This window comes from Psychrobium sp. 1_MG-2023, from assembly GCF_030689115.1.
Taxonomy (GTDB): Bacteria; Pseudomonadota; Gammaproteobacteria; order Enterobacterales; family Psychrobiaceae; genus Psychrobium.
This window is the reverse complement of sequence record NZ_JAUYVJ010000004.1, coordinates 73,313-91,515: the sequence shown is the minus strand read 5'-3', so window position 1 is coordinate 91,515 and position 18,203 is coordinate 73,313. Positions and strand designations below refer to the sequence as shown.

Annotated in this window: 15 protein-coding genes and 1 riboswitch; of the genes, 3 read left to right on the top strand and 12 right to left on the bottom strand. The window is 42.0% G+C overall.

Annotation, left to right across the window (positions count from 1 at the left end):
* Window positions 1-54: 54 nt before the first annotated feature.
* On the bottom strand, window positions 55-981 hold the full coding sequence (locus Q8W26_RS03345) for an electron transfer flavoprotein subunit alpha/FixB family protein (RefSeq protein ID WP_101214084.1): 927 nt from the start codon (window positions 979-981) through the stop codon (window positions 55-57).
* Complete coding sequence (locus Q8W26_RS03340) at window positions 981-1,730, bottom strand: electron transfer flavoprotein subunit beta/FixA family protein (protein WP_101214083.1); 750 nt, start codon at window positions 1,728-1,730, stop codon at window positions 981-983. The genes Q8W26_RS03345 and Q8W26_RS03340 overlap by 1 nt, the downstream gene beginning before the upstream one ends.
* Before the next feature lie 243 nt (window positions 1,731-1,973).
* On the opposite strand from Q8W26_RS03340, the gene Q8W26_RS03335 reads away from it, so the two are divergent.
* Together Q8W26_RS03335 and Q8W26_RS03330 are read left to right on the top strand one after the other, a co-directional pair.
* A complete protein-coding gene (locus Q8W26_RS03335) occupies window positions 1,974-2,423 on the top strand; it encodes a CreA family protein (RefSeq protein WP_101214082.1) in 450 nt (149 codons plus the stop codon).
* Between the two features lie 138 nt (window positions 2,424-2,561).
* On the top strand, window positions 2,562-2,804 hold the full coding sequence (locus Q8W26_RS03330) for a hypothetical protein (protein WP_101214081.1): 243 nt from the start codon (window positions 2,562-2,564) through the stop codon (window positions 2,802-2,804).
* Window positions 2,805-2,834: 30 nt separating this feature from the next.
* Here Q8W26_RS03330 and Q8W26_RS03325 read toward each other — a convergent pair whose 3' ends face one another.
* The 4 genes from Q8W26_RS03325 to smc form a co-directional block, all read right to left on the bottom strand.
* A complete protein-coding gene (locus Q8W26_RS03325; protein ID WP_101214080.1) occupies window positions 2,835-3,329 on the bottom strand; it encodes a DUF2919 family protein in 495 nt (164 codons plus the stop codon).
* Window positions 3,329-5,356 carry an NAD-dependent DNA ligase LigA gene (ligA, locus tag Q8W26_RS03320; RefSeq protein ID WP_101214079.1) on the bottom strand — a complete coding sequence of 676 codons (2,028 nt, stop codon included), beginning with the start codon at window positions 5,354-5,356 and terminating at the stop codon, window positions 3,329-3,331. Before ligA ends, Q8W26_RS03325 begins: the two co-directional genes overlap by 1 nt.
* A 67-nt stretch (window positions 5,357-5,423) precedes the next feature.
* Window positions 5,424-6,509 (bottom strand): cell division protein ZipA, encoded by a 1,086-nt coding sequence (zipA, locus tag Q8W26_RS03315; RefSeq protein ID WP_101214078.1) that lies wholly within the window; start codon window positions 6,507-6,509, stop codon window positions 5,424-5,426.
* Between the two features lie 20 nt (window positions 6,510-6,529).
* Window positions 6,530-10,060: a chromosome segregation protein SMC gene (smc, locus tag Q8W26_RS03310; RefSeq protein ID WP_101214077.1), complete on the bottom strand. Its 3,531-nt coding sequence runs from the start codon at window positions 10,058-10,060 to the stop codon at window positions 6,530-6,532.
* Window positions 10,061-10,258: 198 nt separating this feature from the next.
* On the opposite strand from smc, the gene cysZ reads away from it, so the two are divergent.
* Window positions 10,259-11,029 carry a sulfate transporter CysZ gene (gene cysZ / locus Q8W26_RS03305; RefSeq protein WP_305472272.1) on the top strand — a complete coding sequence of 257 codons (771 nt, stop codon included), beginning with the start codon at window positions 10,259-10,261 and terminating at the stop codon, window positions 11,027-11,029.
* Window positions 11,030-11,323: 294 nt separating this feature from the next.
* On the opposite strand, the gene thiH is transcribed toward cysZ, so the two are convergent.
* Genes thiH through thiC form a run of 6 tightly spaced genes read right to left on the bottom strand, consistent with a single transcriptional unit; the run spans window position 11,324 to window position 17,788 of the window.
* Window positions 11,324-12,451 carry a 2-iminoacetate synthase ThiH gene (gene thiH / locus Q8W26_RS03300; protein ID WP_101214075.1) on the bottom strand — a complete coding sequence of 376 codons (1,128 nt, stop codon included), beginning with the start codon at window positions 12,449-12,451 and terminating at the stop codon, window positions 11,324-11,326.
* Between the two features lie 29 nt (window positions 12,452-12,480).
* The gene (locus Q8W26_RS03295) at window positions 12,481-13,266 is read right to left on the bottom strand and encodes a thiazole synthase (RefSeq protein WP_101214074.1); all 786 of its coding nucleotides are present in this window, start codon (window positions 13,264-13,266) and stop codon (window positions 12,481-12,483) included.
* A gap of 1 nt (window position 13,267) precedes the next feature.
* On the bottom strand, window positions 13,268-13,495 hold the full coding sequence (gene thiS / locus Q8W26_RS03290) for a sulfur carrier protein ThiS (RefSeq protein ID WP_101214073.1): 228 nt from the start codon (window positions 13,493-13,495) through the stop codon (window positions 13,268-13,270).
* Window positions 13,496-13,507: 12 nt separating this feature from the next.
* A complete protein-coding gene (locus Q8W26_RS03285) occupies window positions 13,508-14,275 on the bottom strand; it encodes a HesA/MoeB/ThiF family protein (RefSeq protein ID WP_101214072.1) in 768 nt (255 codons plus the stop codon).
* The gene (gene thiE / locus Q8W26_RS03280) at window positions 14,268-15,872 is read right to left on the bottom strand and encodes a thiamine phosphate synthase (RefSeq protein WP_101214071.1); all 1,605 of its coding nucleotides are present in this window, start codon (window positions 15,870-15,872) and stop codon (window positions 14,268-14,270) included. The genes Q8W26_RS03285 and thiE overlap by 8 nt, the downstream gene beginning before the upstream one ends.
* Window positions 15,872-17,788, bottom strand: coding sequence for a phosphomethylpyrimidine synthase ThiC (thiC, locus tag Q8W26_RS03275; protein WP_101214070.1), 1,917 nt, complete (start codon window positions 17,786-17,788; stop codon window positions 15,872-15,874). Before thiC ends, thiE begins: the two co-directional genes overlap by 1 nt.
* Before the next feature lie 140 nt (window positions 17,789-17,928).
* Window positions 17,929-18,026, bottom strand: a riboswitch (TPP riboswitch).
* Window positions 18,027-18,203 lie beyond the last annotated feature (177 nt).

Genomic DNA, 18,203 nt, shown 5'->3' with positions numbered 1-18,203 from the left:
CATAAAAAAAGCCCGTGAAACACGGGCTTAAAAAGAACTATTTCACAGCAGGTTTTATAACTGCTCGTTTAGTGCTGGAATAACATCAAATAAATCCGCTTCCAAGCCATAATCAGCAACTTGAAAGATTGGCGCTTCAGGATCTTTATTGATAGCGACAATCACTTTAGAGTCTTTCATACCCGCTAAATGTTGAATAGCACCTGAAATACCAACAGCTATATAAAGCTCTGGAGCAACGATTTTACCCGTTTGACCTACTTGCATATCGTTAGGGACGAAACCTGCATCTACTGCAGCACGAGAGGCACCAACACCAGCGCCTAATTTGTCAGCTAACTCTTCAAGCATGGCGAAGTTTTCACCATTTTGCATACCACGACCACCAGAAACGATCACTCGAGCACTTCCCAACTCAGGGCGTTCAGACTCAGTCATTTCACCACTCACAAAAGAAGAAACACCCGCATCATGAGCGTTATCGATAGCGACAACTGCGGCACTACCCTCTTGCGTAACACCATCAAATGCAGAAGTACGAATGGTCAATACTTTTATTGTATCTTGGCTCTTAACCGTAGCAATGGCATTACCAGCATAAAATGGTCGAACAAAAGTATCTGAAGACTCAACACGAATAACATCTGAGATTTGATTAACATCAAGTAAGGCAGCAGCGCGAGGGAGAAAGTTTTTACCTGTTGTAGAAGCTGCTGTCAGAATATGACTGTATGATTTACCTAAGTCAGCGACAAGTAGTCCGATATTTTCTGCTAATTGGTCAGCATAGCTTTGATTGTCTGCAACAAGTACTTTGCTGACACCAGAAAGTGTTGCAGCGTTAACTGCAACATCTTGACAGTTATGACCCGCAACTAGGATCTCAATATCACCGCCAATCGCTGTTGCTGCAGCAACAACTTTATGGGTCTCAGGCTTAAGTGATGCATTATCGTGTTCAGCAATTACTAAAATAGTCATTAGATCACCTTCGCTTCTGTTTTCAGTTTCTCAATTAATTGTTCGACAGAGTCAACCATGACACCTGCGCTTCTGCTTGCAGGACTTTCAACTTTTAATACTTCAACCGTCGATTCAATAGTAACACCTAACTCTTCAGGGGTTGTTACTGTAATCGGTTTACGCTTCGCTTTCATAATATTTGGTAATGAAGCATAACGTGGTTCATTAAGACGCAAGTCAGTGGTAACAACAGCCGGAAGAGATAAAGCGACAGTTACTAAACCACCATCAACTTCACGAGTGACTAATGCTTTGTCACCGTCAATTTTTAGTTCTGAAGCAAAGGTGCCCTGGCCCATTCCTGCTAATGCAGCCAGCATTTGGCCAGTCTGATTATTATCACCATCGATAGTTTGTTTACCAAGTAAAACAATTGAAGGATCTTCTTGCTCTACAACTTTGTGTAGCAGTTTGGCAATTGATAATGGTAGGGGTTTTTGATCGGTGTCCACTTGGATACCACGATCAGCACCCAGAGCAAGTGCTGTTCGAATCTGTTCTTGGCAAGCTTTGTCTCCAACTGAAACAACAACAACTTCACTCGCTACACCCGCTTCTTTTAATCTTACAGCTTCTTCAACCGCAATTTCACAAAAAGGGTTGATAGACATCTTTAAGTTACTTAAATCGACATCTGTATTGTCAGATTTAACACGTACTTTTACGTTGTAATCAACGACGCGTTTAATCGGCACAAGAATTTTCATAAACGTTATCCTTTAACCTGTAGTGAAGATCGACATTGTTGCCGACCAAATGAAACATCCGTTTAAATTAACCAAAGTTTACGATTACGTCAACATAAACTTTCATAATGTAGAATAAATGAACCTATAATCACCGAGGCGCTAAATTTTCGGTATCTGGCGATTGTTTTTAAAGAGTAGCAGTGGTTAAATGGAGTTATTAGCGTTTGTTCACTTATCACATAAATTACAAGAAGCCATTGAATGAAAAGAAATTATTTACTTGTTACTGCATTACTAGCCCCACTTATTCTTAGCGGTTGTTCAGACGACGTTGGTAAAGTTAGTCTTGGCCTATTGACCACATCAGACATCTTTATTGACGCGAAAAGAGACCCTAAACTAAGTGGTGTGACCTGCCATATTAGTCACGTTGAGGCTAATTTTGACTTGTCAGATCCTTCGAATGCATCAATTGCCTGTCGCCAAACTGGCCCGATCACATCTGCGGAGTTGGCAACTGTTGACCAATCTAAATCTGGTGAAGTGATTTTTAGTGAATCGTTGAGTATTCTTTTTAAAACGTTAAAAGTACGACGCATCTACGATAAAGAAAATAACTCGTTACTCTACCTTTCTTATTCTACAAAAGAAACTAAAGGTAGCTTCAAGCACTCACTATCAACCGTTAGCCTCTATAACAATGTTGACTAAGTAAATTGACCAAAAAATGATGGTATTGATTATTTCCTTAACGAACTATATTTTTTACCACATAAGAAACAATAACTTATATTTTGGCATATAATCTGCTTTAGCTATAACAAAATAAAGATTAAGGATAGAATTAACATGAATGTATTCACTATGGTTGTCATCATCGTTACTGTATGTGTGATTGGCGATGTATTCAAACGAGCTTTCGATTATAAGAATAAGAAAAAGCAAATCGGCGGTGAAGAGCTAGACAAACTGATTGCTATTAACGAACAGCTAAACACAAAAGTAAAATCGTTAGAATCTCGAGTTATCAACTTAGAAGCGATTGTGACTGGCGAAGGTTATGATCTGAAAAATAAAATTGACAGTTTATAACAGATATTGAAGCCTTCATTTCAAGAGGCGTTAACTGACATCATCCTGATGTTGCGGAAAGTCATTACTGGTATCAATCAATCGTTGATTGATACCACAGTATATTATCACCGCTACTAACGCCATAACTTCAATGAGCTTAGGGTATGTTACCAAGACATGACGCAAGTTATGTAAAGACACATAGCCCTGACTTACTAAATACCCCATCTGAATAGAAGCACTTAATGCAACTAACCACCGAATTTTGCTCCATAGCCAAATAATCGACTGTGGCATTCCAACTCGACGAGCACAAATGATGACTAAACAGAATAACGAAGGCACAGCTAAACCTAGTGCTGTATAAAACTGTGCTGGCTCTGGGTAAAAAAGAGTAAGAAGGCCTGCTGTATCTTGTCGATACGATAAAGCTACAATCCACACAATATAGCTACGTAAGAGAAATGACATCACAAGCAACAGCGTCCATGGCAGCTTTAAACTGCCATGCTTGTCATAATCCGCAAAAGGGTTATAGCGCATTATTCATATTGTGTTAATAACTCAATTAAGCCGGTTTCATCTAACACATTAACTCCAAGATCCTGTGCCTTAGTTAATTTCGAGCCAGCCTTCTCACCCGCAACTAATGTTGTAGTATTTTTAGAAACACTGCCCGCCACTTTGGCTCCAAGTTGGGCAATTTTAGCTTTAGCTTCGTCGCGCTTCATCTGATTGAGCGTACCGGTGATTACCCACGTTTGTCCCTTTAAAGGAAGCTCATCTTCACTGCGTTGATGTACCTCAGCCCAGTTAACTCCGGCACCAAGTAGTGCATCCACGACTTCTTGATTGTGTGATTGCTTGAAAAAATAGAAAATATGTTTCGCAACGATCTCACCGACATCATCAACACGCTGTAATGATTCAGTCGACGCTGTTGCCACTTTATCTAACGTTTGGTAATGCTGTGAGAGATTAGCAGCGGTTGCTTCACCAACCTCGCGAATTCCAAGACAGTATAGAAATTTTGCAAAGGTAGTGTGCTTCGCCTGCTCAACGGCATTGAGAAGTTTATCAGCTTTCTTTTCACCCATCCGTTCTAATGTTAACAGTCGCTCTTTATCTAATGAGAAGATGTCTGCAGGGGTTTGAATTAGCTCAGCATCAACCAATTGATCAACGAGTTTATCCCCTAAGCCATCAATATCTAACGCCTTACGTGAAGAAAAATGTTTAATGGCTTCTTTGCGTTGAGCAGCGCAGAATAATCCGCCACTACAACGGGCAACGGCTTCACCTTCAATGCGTTCAACCTCAGAATCACAAACGGGACAACGCTCTGGAAACTCAATGTTTGTTACAGATTCATCGCGTTTCGCCATTACCACAGAAACAATCTGAGGTATCACATCACCAGCGCGACGAATCACTACATGATCGCCTATTTTTACTCCAAGACGTTCAATTTCATCGCGGTTGTGTAACGTAGCGTTACTCACCGTAACCCCACCCACAAATACTGGGGCTAGACGTGCAACAGGTGTAATGGCGCCCGTACGTCCAACTTGGAATTCTACATCAAGCAATTGAGTCAATTCTTCTTGAGCCGGAAACTTGTAGGCTATCGCCCAGCGAGGAGCCTTAGCCACAAAGCCCATCGTTTGTTGACCTTCAATCGAGTCTAATTTATTTACAACGCCGTCTATCTCATAAGGCAAGCTGGCACGTCGAGTTAAAATATCTTGATAATAAGCTATCATCTTCTCTAGACTATCAACCTGTTGTATTTCAGGGCAAACAGGCACCCCCCACATTTTAAGTTGTTGTAGTTGCTCAAAGTGTGAGTTTGCCATTGCTGCACGCTCACCATTAACGACTCCAGTAGAGTATGCATAAAACGACAAGCCGCGCTGAGCAGTAATTTTAGAGTCTAATTGACGTAAACTGCCAGCTGCGGCATTTCGTGGGTTTGCAAAAGGTTTTTCATTATTTTCTAATGCGCGTTGATTTAACTTATCGAAGTTAGCAAAAGGCATAAATACTTCGCCGCGGATTTCGATCTGATCAGGGAAATCATTACCACGAAGTGTTAGCGGTATTGCCGCTATCGTTTTGACGTTAACTGTAATATCCTCGCCAACCAAGCCATCACCACGAGTAGCAGCGCGCACTAACTGGCCTTGCTCATACAAAAGACTGACTGCCAGGCCGTCAAGCTTTGGCTCACAACAATAGGCTTGAGTTTTAGATACCACCTTCTCTGAGATTTTACGCACAAAATCCTGCATTTCATCATCATCAAAAGCATTATCTAGTGATAACATCGGTTTTAAGTGGGTAATTTGCGAGAACGCTGTTAATGCCTCACCGCCAACTCGTTGCGTTGGTGATTGTGGAGAGGTAAGCTCAGGATGTTCAGATTCGAGTTGTTGTAACTCTCTTATTAAACGATCATATTCTGCATCAGGAACCGTTGGGTTATCTAATACATAGTATTGATAATTATATTCATTAAGTTGTTCAGTTAATTGCGTAACTCGCACATTTGGGGATAGCGTTTGACTCATGGGGTGCTCTTGATTTGCTATGCGTGCTTAAATAAGCACGCATTAAGAAGGTAGGGAAATGGTTAAGTTAAGACTTAATTAATAACATCTTACGTTCAACTTCGCGAATACGTTGAACATAGTGCTGAGTTGATTGCTTTGTCAGCGTAGAACGATCACCATCAAGGACTTGGCCATCAAACTCTTCGGCAATTTTAGCCGCAGCATTAAGCATTGTATTAAAGGTTTCCATATTCCCTTGGCGATGAGGTAACGTCATAAATAACGACACCCCTGTCGTCGAAAACTGCTCCATATTATCAATATCAAACACACCAGGTTTTACCATATTAGCTAGCGAAAATAACACTTCGCCATGGCCTGTCGCATCAACATGACGATGGAATATGTTCATCTCACCAAACTTAAAGCCTAAAGTGAGTAAGCATGGTAATAGTTTCGCGCCATCAAGAGAGTCATGTTCACCAGCGACCACATTCAATACAAGAACATCCATCGGTTCATATTGTTTCTCATCGTCAACTAAGCTAGTTGAGTCAGTGTCGATGTCTTCTATCGCACCAATCTGTGGCTCTGCAGCCTCTTTAAGCTCTGGTTTCGTTGTAGCACCTTCGCTGACATTGCTTTCTTTCGTTGCCGGTTTTTCAGTTACTTTTGCTGCTAAGTAGTTTTCTTTACTCTTAACAACAGGAGACTCAAACACAGGAGCGCTTGACGAGTTAACGGAGTGGCTAGCTTCGTTGTCATTTAAAGCAACGTCAAAATTAATCCCCGCCTTTGAACTACCTTGACTCTCTTGTGTAACATCGCAGTTTTGAACATCATCTACTTTAGCGTGCTCACCATCTTTATCAGCGTCGTTTTGTTCAGTAGCCTCTAGTTGTTGGCTCGGAGGCGTTGGCGAATCTTTATCAGCTTGTGCTTGCTCATCAGAATTATCTTGTTTTATCACTCTGGCTTCGCCAACCCCCAAGCGATCAAAACCAGCACCGTCTCTTAATAGGTTGCCATCTTCGTCCGTATCATTTAAATCTAAATGTGAGATATCTACGGGTTTGTTTGCTTTACGTATGGTGATTAGGCCGTGCGCTAAGATACCGGCTATTACTAAAACACCTAAGATAAGTAAAACACTTCGTAATTCTAAATCCATCAATTCAACCAAATTCGTTATTATTGTACTAATGAGACAGCGGTATCAACATCAACTGCAACGACACGAGAAACACCTGCTTCTTGCATTGTAACGCCTGTTAATTGACTAGCCATCTCCATGGAAACTTTATTGTGAGTAATATATATAAACTGTACTTTTTCAGACATCTCTTTCACCAAGTTGCAATAGCGATCGACATTAGCGTCATCTAATGGCGCATCAACTTCATCAAGCATGCAAAAAGGCGCTGGATTTAACTGAAAAATTGCAAACACTAATGATAATGCGGTTAGCGCTTTTTCGCCACCACTTAACAAGTGAATTGTACTATTTTTCTTACCCGGTGGCTGAGCCATTATACTGACACCCGCGATAAGTAAATCACTTTCCGTTAGGGTTAATTGAGCACTGCCCCCTCCAAAGACTTTCGGAAATAGCGTTTGAAAGTCTTTATTAACCGAATCAAAGGTTAATTTAAACTTATCACGGCTCTCTCGGTCAATCTTTTTTATTGCTGTTTCGAGTGTAACTAGACCATTTTCTAAGTCATTTGTTTGATTAGTCAAATAATCCAGGCGTTGCTTTTGCTCATTATACTGTTCGATCGCCGTTAAGTTTATTGCCCCCATAGCATCAAGTTGCGCTTTGACTGCAAGTAATTGGCTCGGCCATTGTTCACTCTGGGCATTAAATTCTAAAGCGTTCGATAACATAGCCACTTCTCTGGGGCTTAACTCTATCGCCTGTTCTTGCGTTTCGACTTTAACTTTAAGTGTTTCGATAGCGACGGTCAGTGTCTCTAGTTTTTTACTATGTCTTAACGCTGTTTGTTGTTCATTAAGTAAACTCGTTTCAAGTTCCGCATGTTGAGCAACAAGTTGAGTAAGCGTTTCATTACACTGTTGTTGATTAATTCGAGTCTTTGACAAGAGGACTTGTTGTTGGTCGCGTTGATTTTGGTACTCAAGCATTGGTGCCGTTTGTTGTTCCAACTCACTCTGATAAACAGACATCTCTTGTGTTATTTCATCAAGAAGACGGCTCGTTGCCGCTAGTGTCTCACTCGCTGAATGATGTTGTAACTGACTTTTTTGCGCTAATAATTGCTGTTGATGGTTAGCTTGTTGCGATTGCTGTAACGCTGCTTCGTGTACTTTTAACTGCTTTTTTATCGATGCACGTTCATTATTAACGACCTCTAACTGCTTAGAAACGACTAAGCCTTGAGAGGATAGCTGACTTGCTTGCTCGCTTGCTTCCATTAATTGCTGTTGCTCAAGCTCGATTAACTGCTTTAACTCATTCAACTGAAAACTCACATCATCGAGCTGTCGCTGGCAATGCTGCCACTGTTGTTGTTCAAGTAGCCAATCTTGTTTGGCCTGAGTCAATAGCTGGTTTGAATTATCCAATCTATTTGTTAGCTGTTCCCGCTGTTCTTCTAACAATGCTAATTGTTCCCCCTCCACATCCAATCGTGTTTGGTGAGCTAGCAACTGCTCCTTGGCAGCCAATAAGGGAGCTTCTAATCGATTACACCTTTCATTGAGACTAATTAAACTACCGTGATTAGCATTAAGCGTATCCGAATTAACATTGGTAAAGCAAAAACCGTCCCCCAGCCAATGCCCCTGTGATGTCACAACGCTCTGTTCTTTGCTTAATAATGATTTTATCGAGTCGGCTTGTTCAAGCGTTTCTACACAAAACACATTGCTAAGTAAGTTAACAAGCGCTGGAGCACTACCTCCTGATTTCATCGTTATAAAGGAATTAAGTGTAGGTAACGCGTGAAGCTCAGCAGCAACCACCTTTGGCGAGTCAGGTTGCAGCTCGTTATTACTAATGTCGATAAAGCCAACCGCTGAAGTGCCCCGCCATTTTTCCATAACATTAGCCATCTCGGGCACCAGGTAACTCTTCAGGTACAGCGAAAGCACTAATTCAACGACAGGTTGCCACTTGATATCGACATCAAGCGCTTCCCACAGCTGCATTTTTTCGCTCAAAAAGACATCACCGTCGTTGGTTGTAGTTTGTTCTGAAATTAGAGCTCTCAGCGTGCCTTGTTCATTCAGCAACATTTGATACTCTTTTTGCACTTCAATAAGCTGCTCTTGTACCGACGTAATAAGGTGCTGCTGCGTATTAATATCGGTATTTTTCTGTTCTAAATCCTGTTGATAGCTTTGGCTACGTTGCTGCTGTTGCTCAAACGTTTGAGATAATTTGGTCGGACTTAATTGTTGCTGCTGTTGCAAAAAGTCTAATCGTTTTTGGTTTAACACCTCAGTCTGCGTGTCTAAACGCACTTTGTCATGTTCAATTCGAGCAATACTTTGCTTGATCATTAACGATTGGTTAGAAATACTCTGCTGCTCTTGATTTAGCTGTTGGAATTGTAACTCTATCAGTTCACGTTGTTCATGTATTGCGGCTAATTCATTTGTATGCTTTTCAAACGCTAGCTGTAACTGTGGTAGTGCGTCATTGGCTTCTTTAAAATTTTTATAGGAGAGCTTTTCGCTTTGCTCCTGTAATTCAACTTGCTGTTGTAAACTGGTTCTTTTTACCGCTAATTGATCGACTTTATTAGTCAACTGTTGTGCTGTTTGTTGAACGTGCTCGATATTGAGTTGGCAACGGGCGACTTGAGCGTCGAGCTCATGGGCTTGCTTCTCAATACCAGATAATTTAACTCGATTTTGTTCTATCTGTTGTTTCATCGTGGACATCACTTGCTGGCTTGCTTCAGCCTGCTCATTTGCATGTAGCTGCAAGCTTTGCTGTTGAGTTAACTCGTTCGTTTTTGCGGTTAGCTCGCTGGTGTATGTCTGCCAGCGAAAAACAATGATATCTTGATGTAACTGCCTTTCCTGCTTTTTTAATGCAGTATATTGCTCAGCTTGTGTTGCTTGCTGTTCCAATGAAGCTATTTGTTGTGCTAGCTCATGACGCAAATCAGCAAGCCTTTCAAGGTTTTCTCTACTGTGCTTTATGCGATTCTCAGTTTCTCGCTTGCGTTCTTTATATTTAGTAATGCCAGCCGCTTCTTCAATAAAGCCTCTAAGCTCCATTGGTTTAGACTCAACAAGACGAGAAATTGTGCCTTGTTCAATAATAGAATAACTGCGCGGCCCAAGCCCTGTCCCACTAAGCAAATCACTAATATCCCGGCGACGGCACTTTTGACCGTTAACGAAATAATCAGACTGACCATCACGACTAACTTGGCGTTTAACCGCAATCTCACTAAATGTGGCCCACGACCCAGATGCCTTACCTTCACTGTTATCAAACATTAATTCGACACTGGCTTGTGATACGGGTTTTCTGGCACTAGAACCATTAAAAATCACATCAGTCATACCATCACCGCGAAGATGTTTGGCATTTGACTCACCCAAAACCCACCTCACCGCATCGATGATATTTGATTTTCCACAACCATTTGGCCCAACTACGGCACTCATGGCATCAGTGAAATGAATTTTAGTGGGGTCGACAAACGATTTAAACCCAGAAAGTTTAAGGTGTTTAAGGCGCATTTCGCTCAGTAGTTAATTAGCAGATTTCGCATTATCGCATAGGGATAAATCAAATAGCAGACAAAAACCACCCGTTTGATTAATTTTGTAACAAATTAGCTATGCTTCGTTCAATTTATCGCAATATACTAGAGCCTATCTTCAGTTTACTATTTAGTTAGCGGGCTTATTTGCTAACTTTTTTACAAGGAACATATCGTGTTTGATAAATCGCGTAGCGGAGCTAGCTACTTTTTAAAAGGTTTCGACTTAATACAAACCAAAGGGTTAAGAAGTTTTGTTTTAATTCCTCTTATCGTTAATGTGCTTTTATTTTCTTCCGCTTTTTACTATTTATTTTTACAACTCGATGGCTTCTTCGTCTACCTTGATGGTTATCTGCCTGAATTTTTGAGTTGGTTAAAGTTTATTTTATGGCCTTTAGCCGTTATTTCATTATTAGTGGTCTTTTCTTTCTTATTTAGCTCTGTCGCAAATTGGATTGCAGCTCCATTTAATGGACTACTCGCTGAAAAAGTCGAATGTCATTTAACAGGGCAACCAGCACCAACAACTACTACAGCCGATGTTGTTAAAGATATACCGAGAACGTTACATCGTGAATGGACTAAACTTGCTTACTACTTACCAAGGGCAATTGGTTGTCTTATTTTATTCTTTATTCCAATTGTTGGACAAACCGTAGCGCCCGTTCTTTGGTTTTTATTTAGTGCGTGGATGATGGCGATTCAATATTGTGATTATCCGTTTGATAACCACAAACGTGATTTTAAGATGATGAAGTCACAATTAAAACAAGATAAAGGCTGTGCTTTTTCTTTTGGCGCGATGACAACATTATTTTCAATGATCCCAATCGTCAATTTAGTCGTGATGCCGGTTGCGATTTGTGGTGCAACGGCTTTATGGGTTGAGCGCTATCGTGAACATCATCTTGATGAAAACACCGATGACATAGTTAAGTGGTAGAATAACTACCACTTAGCTAACAACTAGGGGAATTAACTTTTTTTACGTTTACCAAGAGTTACCCCTAGTAGGACAAACCCCAATAAAGTGACAAGCGTTGGTTCAGACACAGGAATTGGGGTAAAGCCGTAAATCGAACGTATGCCACTAATGTCATCTTCAGTTAGCGTCCTTCGACTCCCTACATAAATTGCCCCCTAAGGCTACACAAAGACGTTTAACATCGACCGACATCTATATCGATAGCGTATGTAATTATTCTCATACGCTAACAAACAACGAGGCTATTCCACCTTAGGTATTTAGCCCCTGCTGCCAATCTTTCCATACGACCTGATAACCTTTGTCGGTGATTGCTTGAGCAACCTGTGCAACCGAACGGTTATCATCAATACTAAACTGCTCAAGATTACTATCATCGGATGCATAACCACCTGGCTGTGTTTTTGACCCAGCACTCATAGTGGTTACTCCAAGAGCAAGCATATTATCTCTAAATAATGCGGATTCACGTGTTGATAGTGACAGTTCGACTTGAGGGTTAAACAGGCGGTAGGCGCAAATCAACTGCACCAACTGCCGATCAGTCATTGGTGAGTTAATCTCCGCAGTACCTTCACAAGGACGCAACCTAGGAAACGAAAGCGAAAAACGCATTTTCCAATACTTTTTCTCCAGGTAGGTTAACTGCATCGCAACATGAAAAGCATCAGTACGCCAATCTTCGAGCCCTAACAAACAGCCTATTCCGACTTTGTTGATGCCCGCTTCACCCACTCGTTCTGGTGTCGCTAAACGATAATCGAAATCTGACTTCTTCCCTTTCAGGTGATATTTTGCGTACTTTTCGCGATGGTAGGTCTCTTGATACACTAAAATAGACTCAACCCCCAACTCACTTAATCGACGGTACTCATCGGTGTCTAGAGGCTGAACTTCCATTGATATATGATTAAAATATTGCTTGAGCAGCTTAATCGCTTGCTCAAAATACGCCATACCCACTTTTCGCTCAGACTCACCGGTCACTAATAAGATATGATCAAAGCCAAGTTCTTTTATCGCTTGAGCTTCTTCGGCTAATTGCTCCATGGTGAGAGTAGTACGCCTAATCTTATGCTCCATACTAAAACCACAATAGGTACAGATATTTGAGCACATATTAGAGAGATATAAAGGAACATATAGCAACATCGTTTTTCCAAAACGCTGTTGAGTTAATTGCTGACTCACTTTGGCCATGTGTTCCAAGTAGGGCTCCGCCGCAGGTGAGATTAACGCTTGAAAGTCATCGAGCGAAAGCTTTTTAGCTTGCGCAGCTCGGTTAATAGCCCTCACAACCTGTGTCTCGGTACAAGCTTCAATCCGTTGCTGCTGTTGATCCCACTCATAGCGAGCAAGTACCTGTTCAAAACCACTCATTATTTACACTTCCCCTATCAGCAAGTTCACTAGTCTAAAAAGGATGTTAATGGACTCGTAGCAATCGCTTGTTGGTTCACGGCTCCTAAGCCAGCTTGATAAGCTAAGCGGCCAGACTCCACAGACAAGGCAAAGGCTTTTGCCATAGCAATAGGGTCTGGTGACACTGCCATCGCCGTATTAACAAGTACCGCATCTGCGCCTAACTCCATCGCTAAAGCCGCATGAGACGGCGCACCAATTCCAGCATCAATGACAACGGGCACATTGGCCTGCTCTATAATGATTTCGAGAAAGTCTTGGCTCACTAAACCCTTATTACTGCCAATGGGTGCACCTAATGGCATCACAGCGGCACACCCCACCTCTTCGAGTTGGCGTGCTAAAACAGGGTCGGCATGCATATAAGGTAATACGACAAAACCATCTTTAACGAGCGCTTCGGCCGCTTTTAGTGTTTCAATAGGATCAGGCATGAGATATTTAGGATCAGGATGAATTTCAAGCTTAACCCAATTAGTGCCTAAAGCTTCACGAGTTAAATGCGCAGCAAATACAGCATCCTTTGCATCTTTAGCACCCGAGGTATTAGGGAGCAACTTCATGTTATTTTCTAGCAATGGCGTTAAGATATCATCGGATTGATTGATTAAATCGACGCGCTTTAATGCCATAGTCACTAACTCTGATTGAGACGCAACCAGCGACTGACTCATGAGGTCTGAAGTGGCAAATTTTCCGGTACCAGTAAACAACCGTGACTGGAACTGATGCCCTGCAATAACTAGTTTATCTTGTTCAATATTTGTTTTCATTTTATCCGCCTGCAATCGCAGAAAAGACGTTAATTTGATCGCCATCGGCTAATACATACTCATGCCAAAGCGCTTTGTTTATAATATTATTGTTTACTGCGACAGCAATACTGGACTCAACCAAAGAAAGCTGATTAATCACAGCCGAAAGCATCAAACCTTGCGGCTCGATTTCTAACCATTGGTTATTATTAATTAACACGGCATGTTGCGGTTTATCTTTAAGCATAATTTAATTCTTCTAGTTAGGTTGCCGACAAACGGGGCACTGTTCATTACGCTGGCGGTTCAAGGGCTGCATAGAGAAAGTTTCACCGTCGACTAGGTGTATTTGTCGATTTAAATCACTGGGTAAGTTAAGCAAAAATCGCAACGCAGCATTCGCTTGAAAGCTGCCAAGGACACCCACCATAGGGCCACTAACTCCTAAGGTTTTGCAGGAATTAGCTTCTTTTGGTGCTTGTGGAAATAAGCATTGATAACAACCGTACTCCGGGCTATCCGGAGAAACTAACAACAGCTGTCCATGCCAATTAGCTACCGAAGCACTAATCAATGGCACAGACTGCTCTACACAGAAACTATTAATCAAATATCGCGTTGGCATGTTATCGCTGCAATCGAGTATTAGATCGACATTGCCAAGTAATGATGTGGTATTGTCTCTTGTCAATCGCTGGGCATGTTGATTAAGCTGCAAGCTTGGATGTTGCTCTTGCAGGCGATTAGCTACCTCAAAAGCTTTGGCGTTTTCTATCGAATCATGATCAAACATAAATTGACGCGGTAAATTCGACAATTCAACTTCATCATCATCGATTAAAGTTAATGTGCCAATACCTGCTCCGGCTAAATAGGTTGCCGTAACATTCCCCAGCCCACCACAACCAACAATAGCGACGTGTTTATTAAGCAGAGTTAATTGGCCTTGTTCCCCCCAGCCTTTGAGCATAATTTGCCGTGAGTATTGAATAAAGGCCTGATCGCTTAGCTTAACGTGTTTATCCATGCTCGTCCTCACACACTGAAGCTTCTACAAGCGATTCACCCGCCCCCACCAACTCGAGCAACTGTTCAGTCGTTCCTGCAACATCTTCTGCTAAGGTTATCGCGGTCACTAGAGCGACACTCCCAATACCAGAACTTAAGATATCGTCAACACGATCAGCGGATATACCCCCGATAGCAACAAGTGCACGTTGTGTTTTCAACAGCTCGACTTGCAGCGCTAACTTTTCGAGCCCTTGTGGCCGAGATGGCATATCTTTGGTTTGGGTGGCATAAATATGGCCTAACGCGATATAGCTTGGCGCAAGTTGATTAGCCACCAACGCTTCATATACACCATGAGTACTTAAGCCCAGTCTTAGTCCTGCTTGCTTAATTGCAATAAGATTAGCTTCAACCATATCCTCTTGCCCAAGGTGAACACCATAAGCACCGTGCTTAATCGCTAAACGCCAGTAGTCATTGATAAACACACGCGCATTATATTGCTGACCTAGAGCAACAGCTTTAACGATTTGCGGCTCGATATCTGCGTCAGCAAAGTCTTTTGCGCGGATCTGGATTGTTTTAACCCCGAGCTTTAACAAACGTTCTAACCACTGACAATCTGCAACAACAGGGTACAAGCCCAATTTATCCGGACATGAAGCAAACTCGTTTTCCAAACTAACTAAATTAGTGTCAGTCAATAATAACGGGAGCTGTTCAAAGCTTGTAGGCAATGTTAAAGACAACAAACCGCCTCGATCGCTGCCTAATGATTGGCTCTGTGTTAGTGCCTGCCCCAACACAGCCTTGGCGATAACAATAGCATCACAAAAGGTATACTGCTTAGCGACAAGGCCTGCGATTAAACTGGCTAATGTGCAGCCAGTTCCTCGGCTATTAATGTTATGGCACCACGGCAGCCCTAATGCAAATTCAGCTGTAGGTTCACTTCTAAACCTTTGATGCTGTGTTGGTTCTAATCCAGAGTAATAATCTAGTGCAAGAACAACTCCTTGCTCTTTAACAGGGGTAAGGTGACCACCTTTTAATAACACATTGACTTTAAAATGATCACTGAGTTGTCGCACGAGCACTTTAGGATCGTCAATGGCTCCATCAGTCAATTTTTCATTCTGAATGGCCAGCAGAGCACAGGCTTCATCAGCATTAGGCGTTAGTAAGTCTACTTGAGGTAATAAATGATTAACAATTCCATGAAGTATTTCAACATCTTGATCGCTACGGTCAGCTGATGCTTTAACCACAGGATCATAAATGACGCGAATTGAAGCAACCTGTTGACGTAAACCTTCAAGCTTGTTGGCCAGCCAAACCACTTGAGCTTGGTTAGCCAATAAACCCACCTTAACTACCGCAGGGGTCGTTTGCTGGCTTAAGGCGAGCCATTGTTGCTCCATTAAACTTATAGGAGTCGCTTCACAGGCAATTAGTCGCTGCGAGTTTTGCGCTGTCACGCAGCTAACGATAGTGGCGCAATGCGCACCACTAACCGCCACTGCGCGCATATCGGCCGCAATCCCAGCTAACGCAAGAGAATCGACCCCGCCAATCGCCCAAACTACTTCAGTTGTGGACACAGCTTGATTCATTACTGAACCTCTTCCGCAAGTTTGTAAATCTCACTACCTTGGGCCTTAAACTCTTGCGATTTTTTCGCCATCTCAGCATCAATAGTGACCGTCTCATCGAGCAATTGAATAGTAATGCTCTCTTGTTCAGCGGCATAATCACGTACTTCTTGTGAGATTTTCATTGAACAAAATTTTGGACCACACATTGAACAAAAATGTGCGACTTTACCCGACTCTTGTGGCAAAGTTTCATCATGGAATTCACGTGCGCGATCAGGGTCTAAACCAATGTTAAATTGATCGTGCCATCTAAATTCAAACCGCGCTTTGGACATTGCGTTATCACGAATTTGTGCGCCTGGATGACCTTTAGCTAAATCTGCAGCGTGGGCTGAAATTTTATAAGTAATTAAACCTTCTTTAACATCTTCTTTGTTTGGTAAGCCTAGATGCTCTTTGGGGGTCACGTAACAAAGCATGGCACAACCGTACCAACCAATCATGCCGGCACCGATACCTGAGGTGAAGTGATCATAACCTGGTGCAATATCTGTCGTTAGTGGGCCTAAGGTATAGAAAGGCGCTTCATCACACACTTCCAGTTGCTTTTCCATGTTCTCTTTGATCATGTGCATCGGTACATGCCCAGGGCCTTCGATGATGACTTGCACATCATATTCCCAAGCAACTTTGGTTAACTCACCTAAGGTCTCTAGTTCAGCGAATTGTGCTTCATCATTAGCATCAGCAATTGAGCCAGGACGCATACCGTCACCAAGCGATAGGCTAACATCGTATGCTGCACAAATTTCACAGATTTCACGAAAATGAGTATATAGAAAGCTTTCTTGGTGATGCGATAAACACCACTTAGCCATAATAGAACCACCACGGCTAACAATACCTGTAACCCGTTTTGCTGTCATTGGCACATAACGTAATAAGACACCAGCGTGGATTGTAAAGTAATCAACCCCCTGCTCGGCTTGTTCTATGAGCGTATCGCGAAACACTTCCCATGTAAGGTTTTCAGCAACACCATTGACTTTCTCTAACGCTTGATAGATTGGTACGGTACCAATGGGTACTGGTGAATTGCGGACAATCCACTCACGTGTTTCATGAATATATCGACCCGTCGATAAGTCCATGACCGTGTCTGCTCCCCAACGAGTCGACCACACTAGTTTCTCAACTTCCTCTTCAATCGATGAAGTCACCGATGAGTTACCAATGTTAGCGTTAACTTTAACCAAAAAATTACGCCCGATAATCATTGGTTCGGATTCAGGATGGTTAATGTTATTTGGAATAATCGCACGGCCACGAGCAACTTCTTCACGGACAAACTCTGGTGTAATTTGTTCAGGTAAGCTTGCACCAAAACTCTCACCTGGGTGCTGTTGATTTAAAACCGCATCTTTTGTTTCACTGCGTTTTAAGTTTTCGCGAATGGCAATATATTCCATTTCAGGAGTAATGATACCTGCCATTGCATAGTGTTTTTGAGTGACACACTTGCCCGGTTTAGCGCGTCTTGGTTTCGGTAGACTTTCAAAACGTAAATGATCTAAGCCTTCATCGGCCAAACGTTGTTGGGTAAAGTCAGAACTGACGCCATCAAGAACTTCAGTATCATCACGAGCAATAATCCACTCATTACGCATACCGTTAAGACCGCGGCGTAAATCAATATCAGCATTAGTTTCTGAGTAGGGTCCCGATGTATCGTAAACATACAAAGGTTCATTTGGCTCATAAACAGGATTATCTTTTGTACCACTAACAAGTGTGTCCGATAAGGTTATTTTGCGCATTGCAACTTTGATGTCAGGACTTGAGCCTTCGACATACACTTTTTCGGAATTTGGAAAGGGTTGGCCGCAGATTTCATCAATAAACTGCTGCGCTTTTTGTCTGTTAATTCTAGCCATGCAAACATCACCTATTTAAATTTGGGAGTAATGCTTGTCAGGAGAAGTGGCAAGAGAGTGGATATCATAGATCAAGCCACAACCCACACGAAAATGACGTAATGGTACTATAGCAATGATTTTAAACACCAAAGAATGGCGATAATATTCCTCTTGTTTCCCTTCGCAGGTATTAGCCTGATCAGGTTCTACGGATCCCGCAATGCGGTCTCAGCCAGTGGCACTCCGACAAGATATAGTGTTAACTTGGACACAATCATTGTGTCAAATTATCGTTATTATTTATAGTTAGCCCATTTCCATGAGCTAATGGGCAGAAGTATAGAGCGAAACCAAATCATAATTCAAGTATAAATATCTTGAGTTAGGCGAGTCTTTTGTCTGATGTTGTGTTAAAAACAATCAATATTTAGAT

Excerpts from the sequence above, each read along its gene's own strand:
- thiS (WP_101214073.1), bottom strand. The coding sequence starts at position 13,495 with ATGCTTAAAGATAAACCGCAACATGCCGTGTTAATTAATAATAACCAA.
- Q8W26_RS03335 (WP_101214082.1), top strand. The coding sequence starts at position 1,974 with ATGAAAAGAAATTATTTACTTGTTACTGCATTACTAGCCCCACTTATT.
- Q8W26_RS03285 (WP_101214072.1), bottom strand. The coding sequence starts at position 14,275 with ATGGATAAACACGTTAAGCTAAGCGATCAGGCCTTTATTCAATACTCA.
- Q8W26_RS03330 (WP_101214081.1), top strand. The coding sequence starts at position 2,562 with ATGAATGTATTCACTATGGTTGTCATCATCGTTACTGTATGTGTGATT.
- smc (WP_101214077.1), bottom strand. The coding sequence starts at position 10,060 with ATGCGCCTTAAACACCTTAAACTTTCTGGGTTTAAATCGTTTGTCGAC.
- thiH (WP_101214075.1), bottom strand. The coding sequence starts at position 12,451 with ATGAGTGGTTTTGAACAGGTACTTGCTCGCTATGAGTGGGATCAACAG.
- zipA (WP_101214078.1), bottom strand. The coding sequence starts at position 6,509 with ATGGATTTAGAATTACGAAGTGTTTTACTTATCTTAGGTGTTTTAGTA.
- Q8W26_RS03325 (WP_101214080.1), bottom strand. The coding sequence starts at position 3,329 with ATGCGCTATAACCCTTTTGCGGATTATGACAAGCATGGCAGTTTAAAG.
- thiE (WP_101214071.1), bottom strand. The coding sequence starts at position 15,872 with ATGAATCAAGCTGTGTCCACAACTGAAGTAGTTTGGGCGATTGGCGGG.
- thiC (WP_101214070.1), bottom strand. The coding sequence starts at position 17,788 with ATGGCTAGAATTAACAGACAAAAAGCGCAGCAGTTTATTGATGAAATC.
- Q8W26_RS03295 (WP_101214074.1), bottom strand. The coding sequence starts at position 13,266 with ATGAAAACAAATATTGAACAAGATAAACTAGTTATTGCAGGGCATCAG.
- Q8W26_RS03345 (WP_101214084.1), bottom strand. The coding sequence starts at position 981 with ATGACTATTTTAGTAATTGCTGAACACGATAATGCATCACTTAAGCCT.
- ligA (WP_101214079.1), bottom strand. The coding sequence starts at position 5,356 with ATGAGTCAAACGCTATCCCCAAATGTGCGAGTTACGCAATTAACTGAA.
- Q8W26_RS03340 (WP_101214083.1), bottom strand. The coding sequence starts at position 1,730 with ATGAAAATTCTTGTGCCGATTAAACGCGTCGTTGATTACAACGTAAAA.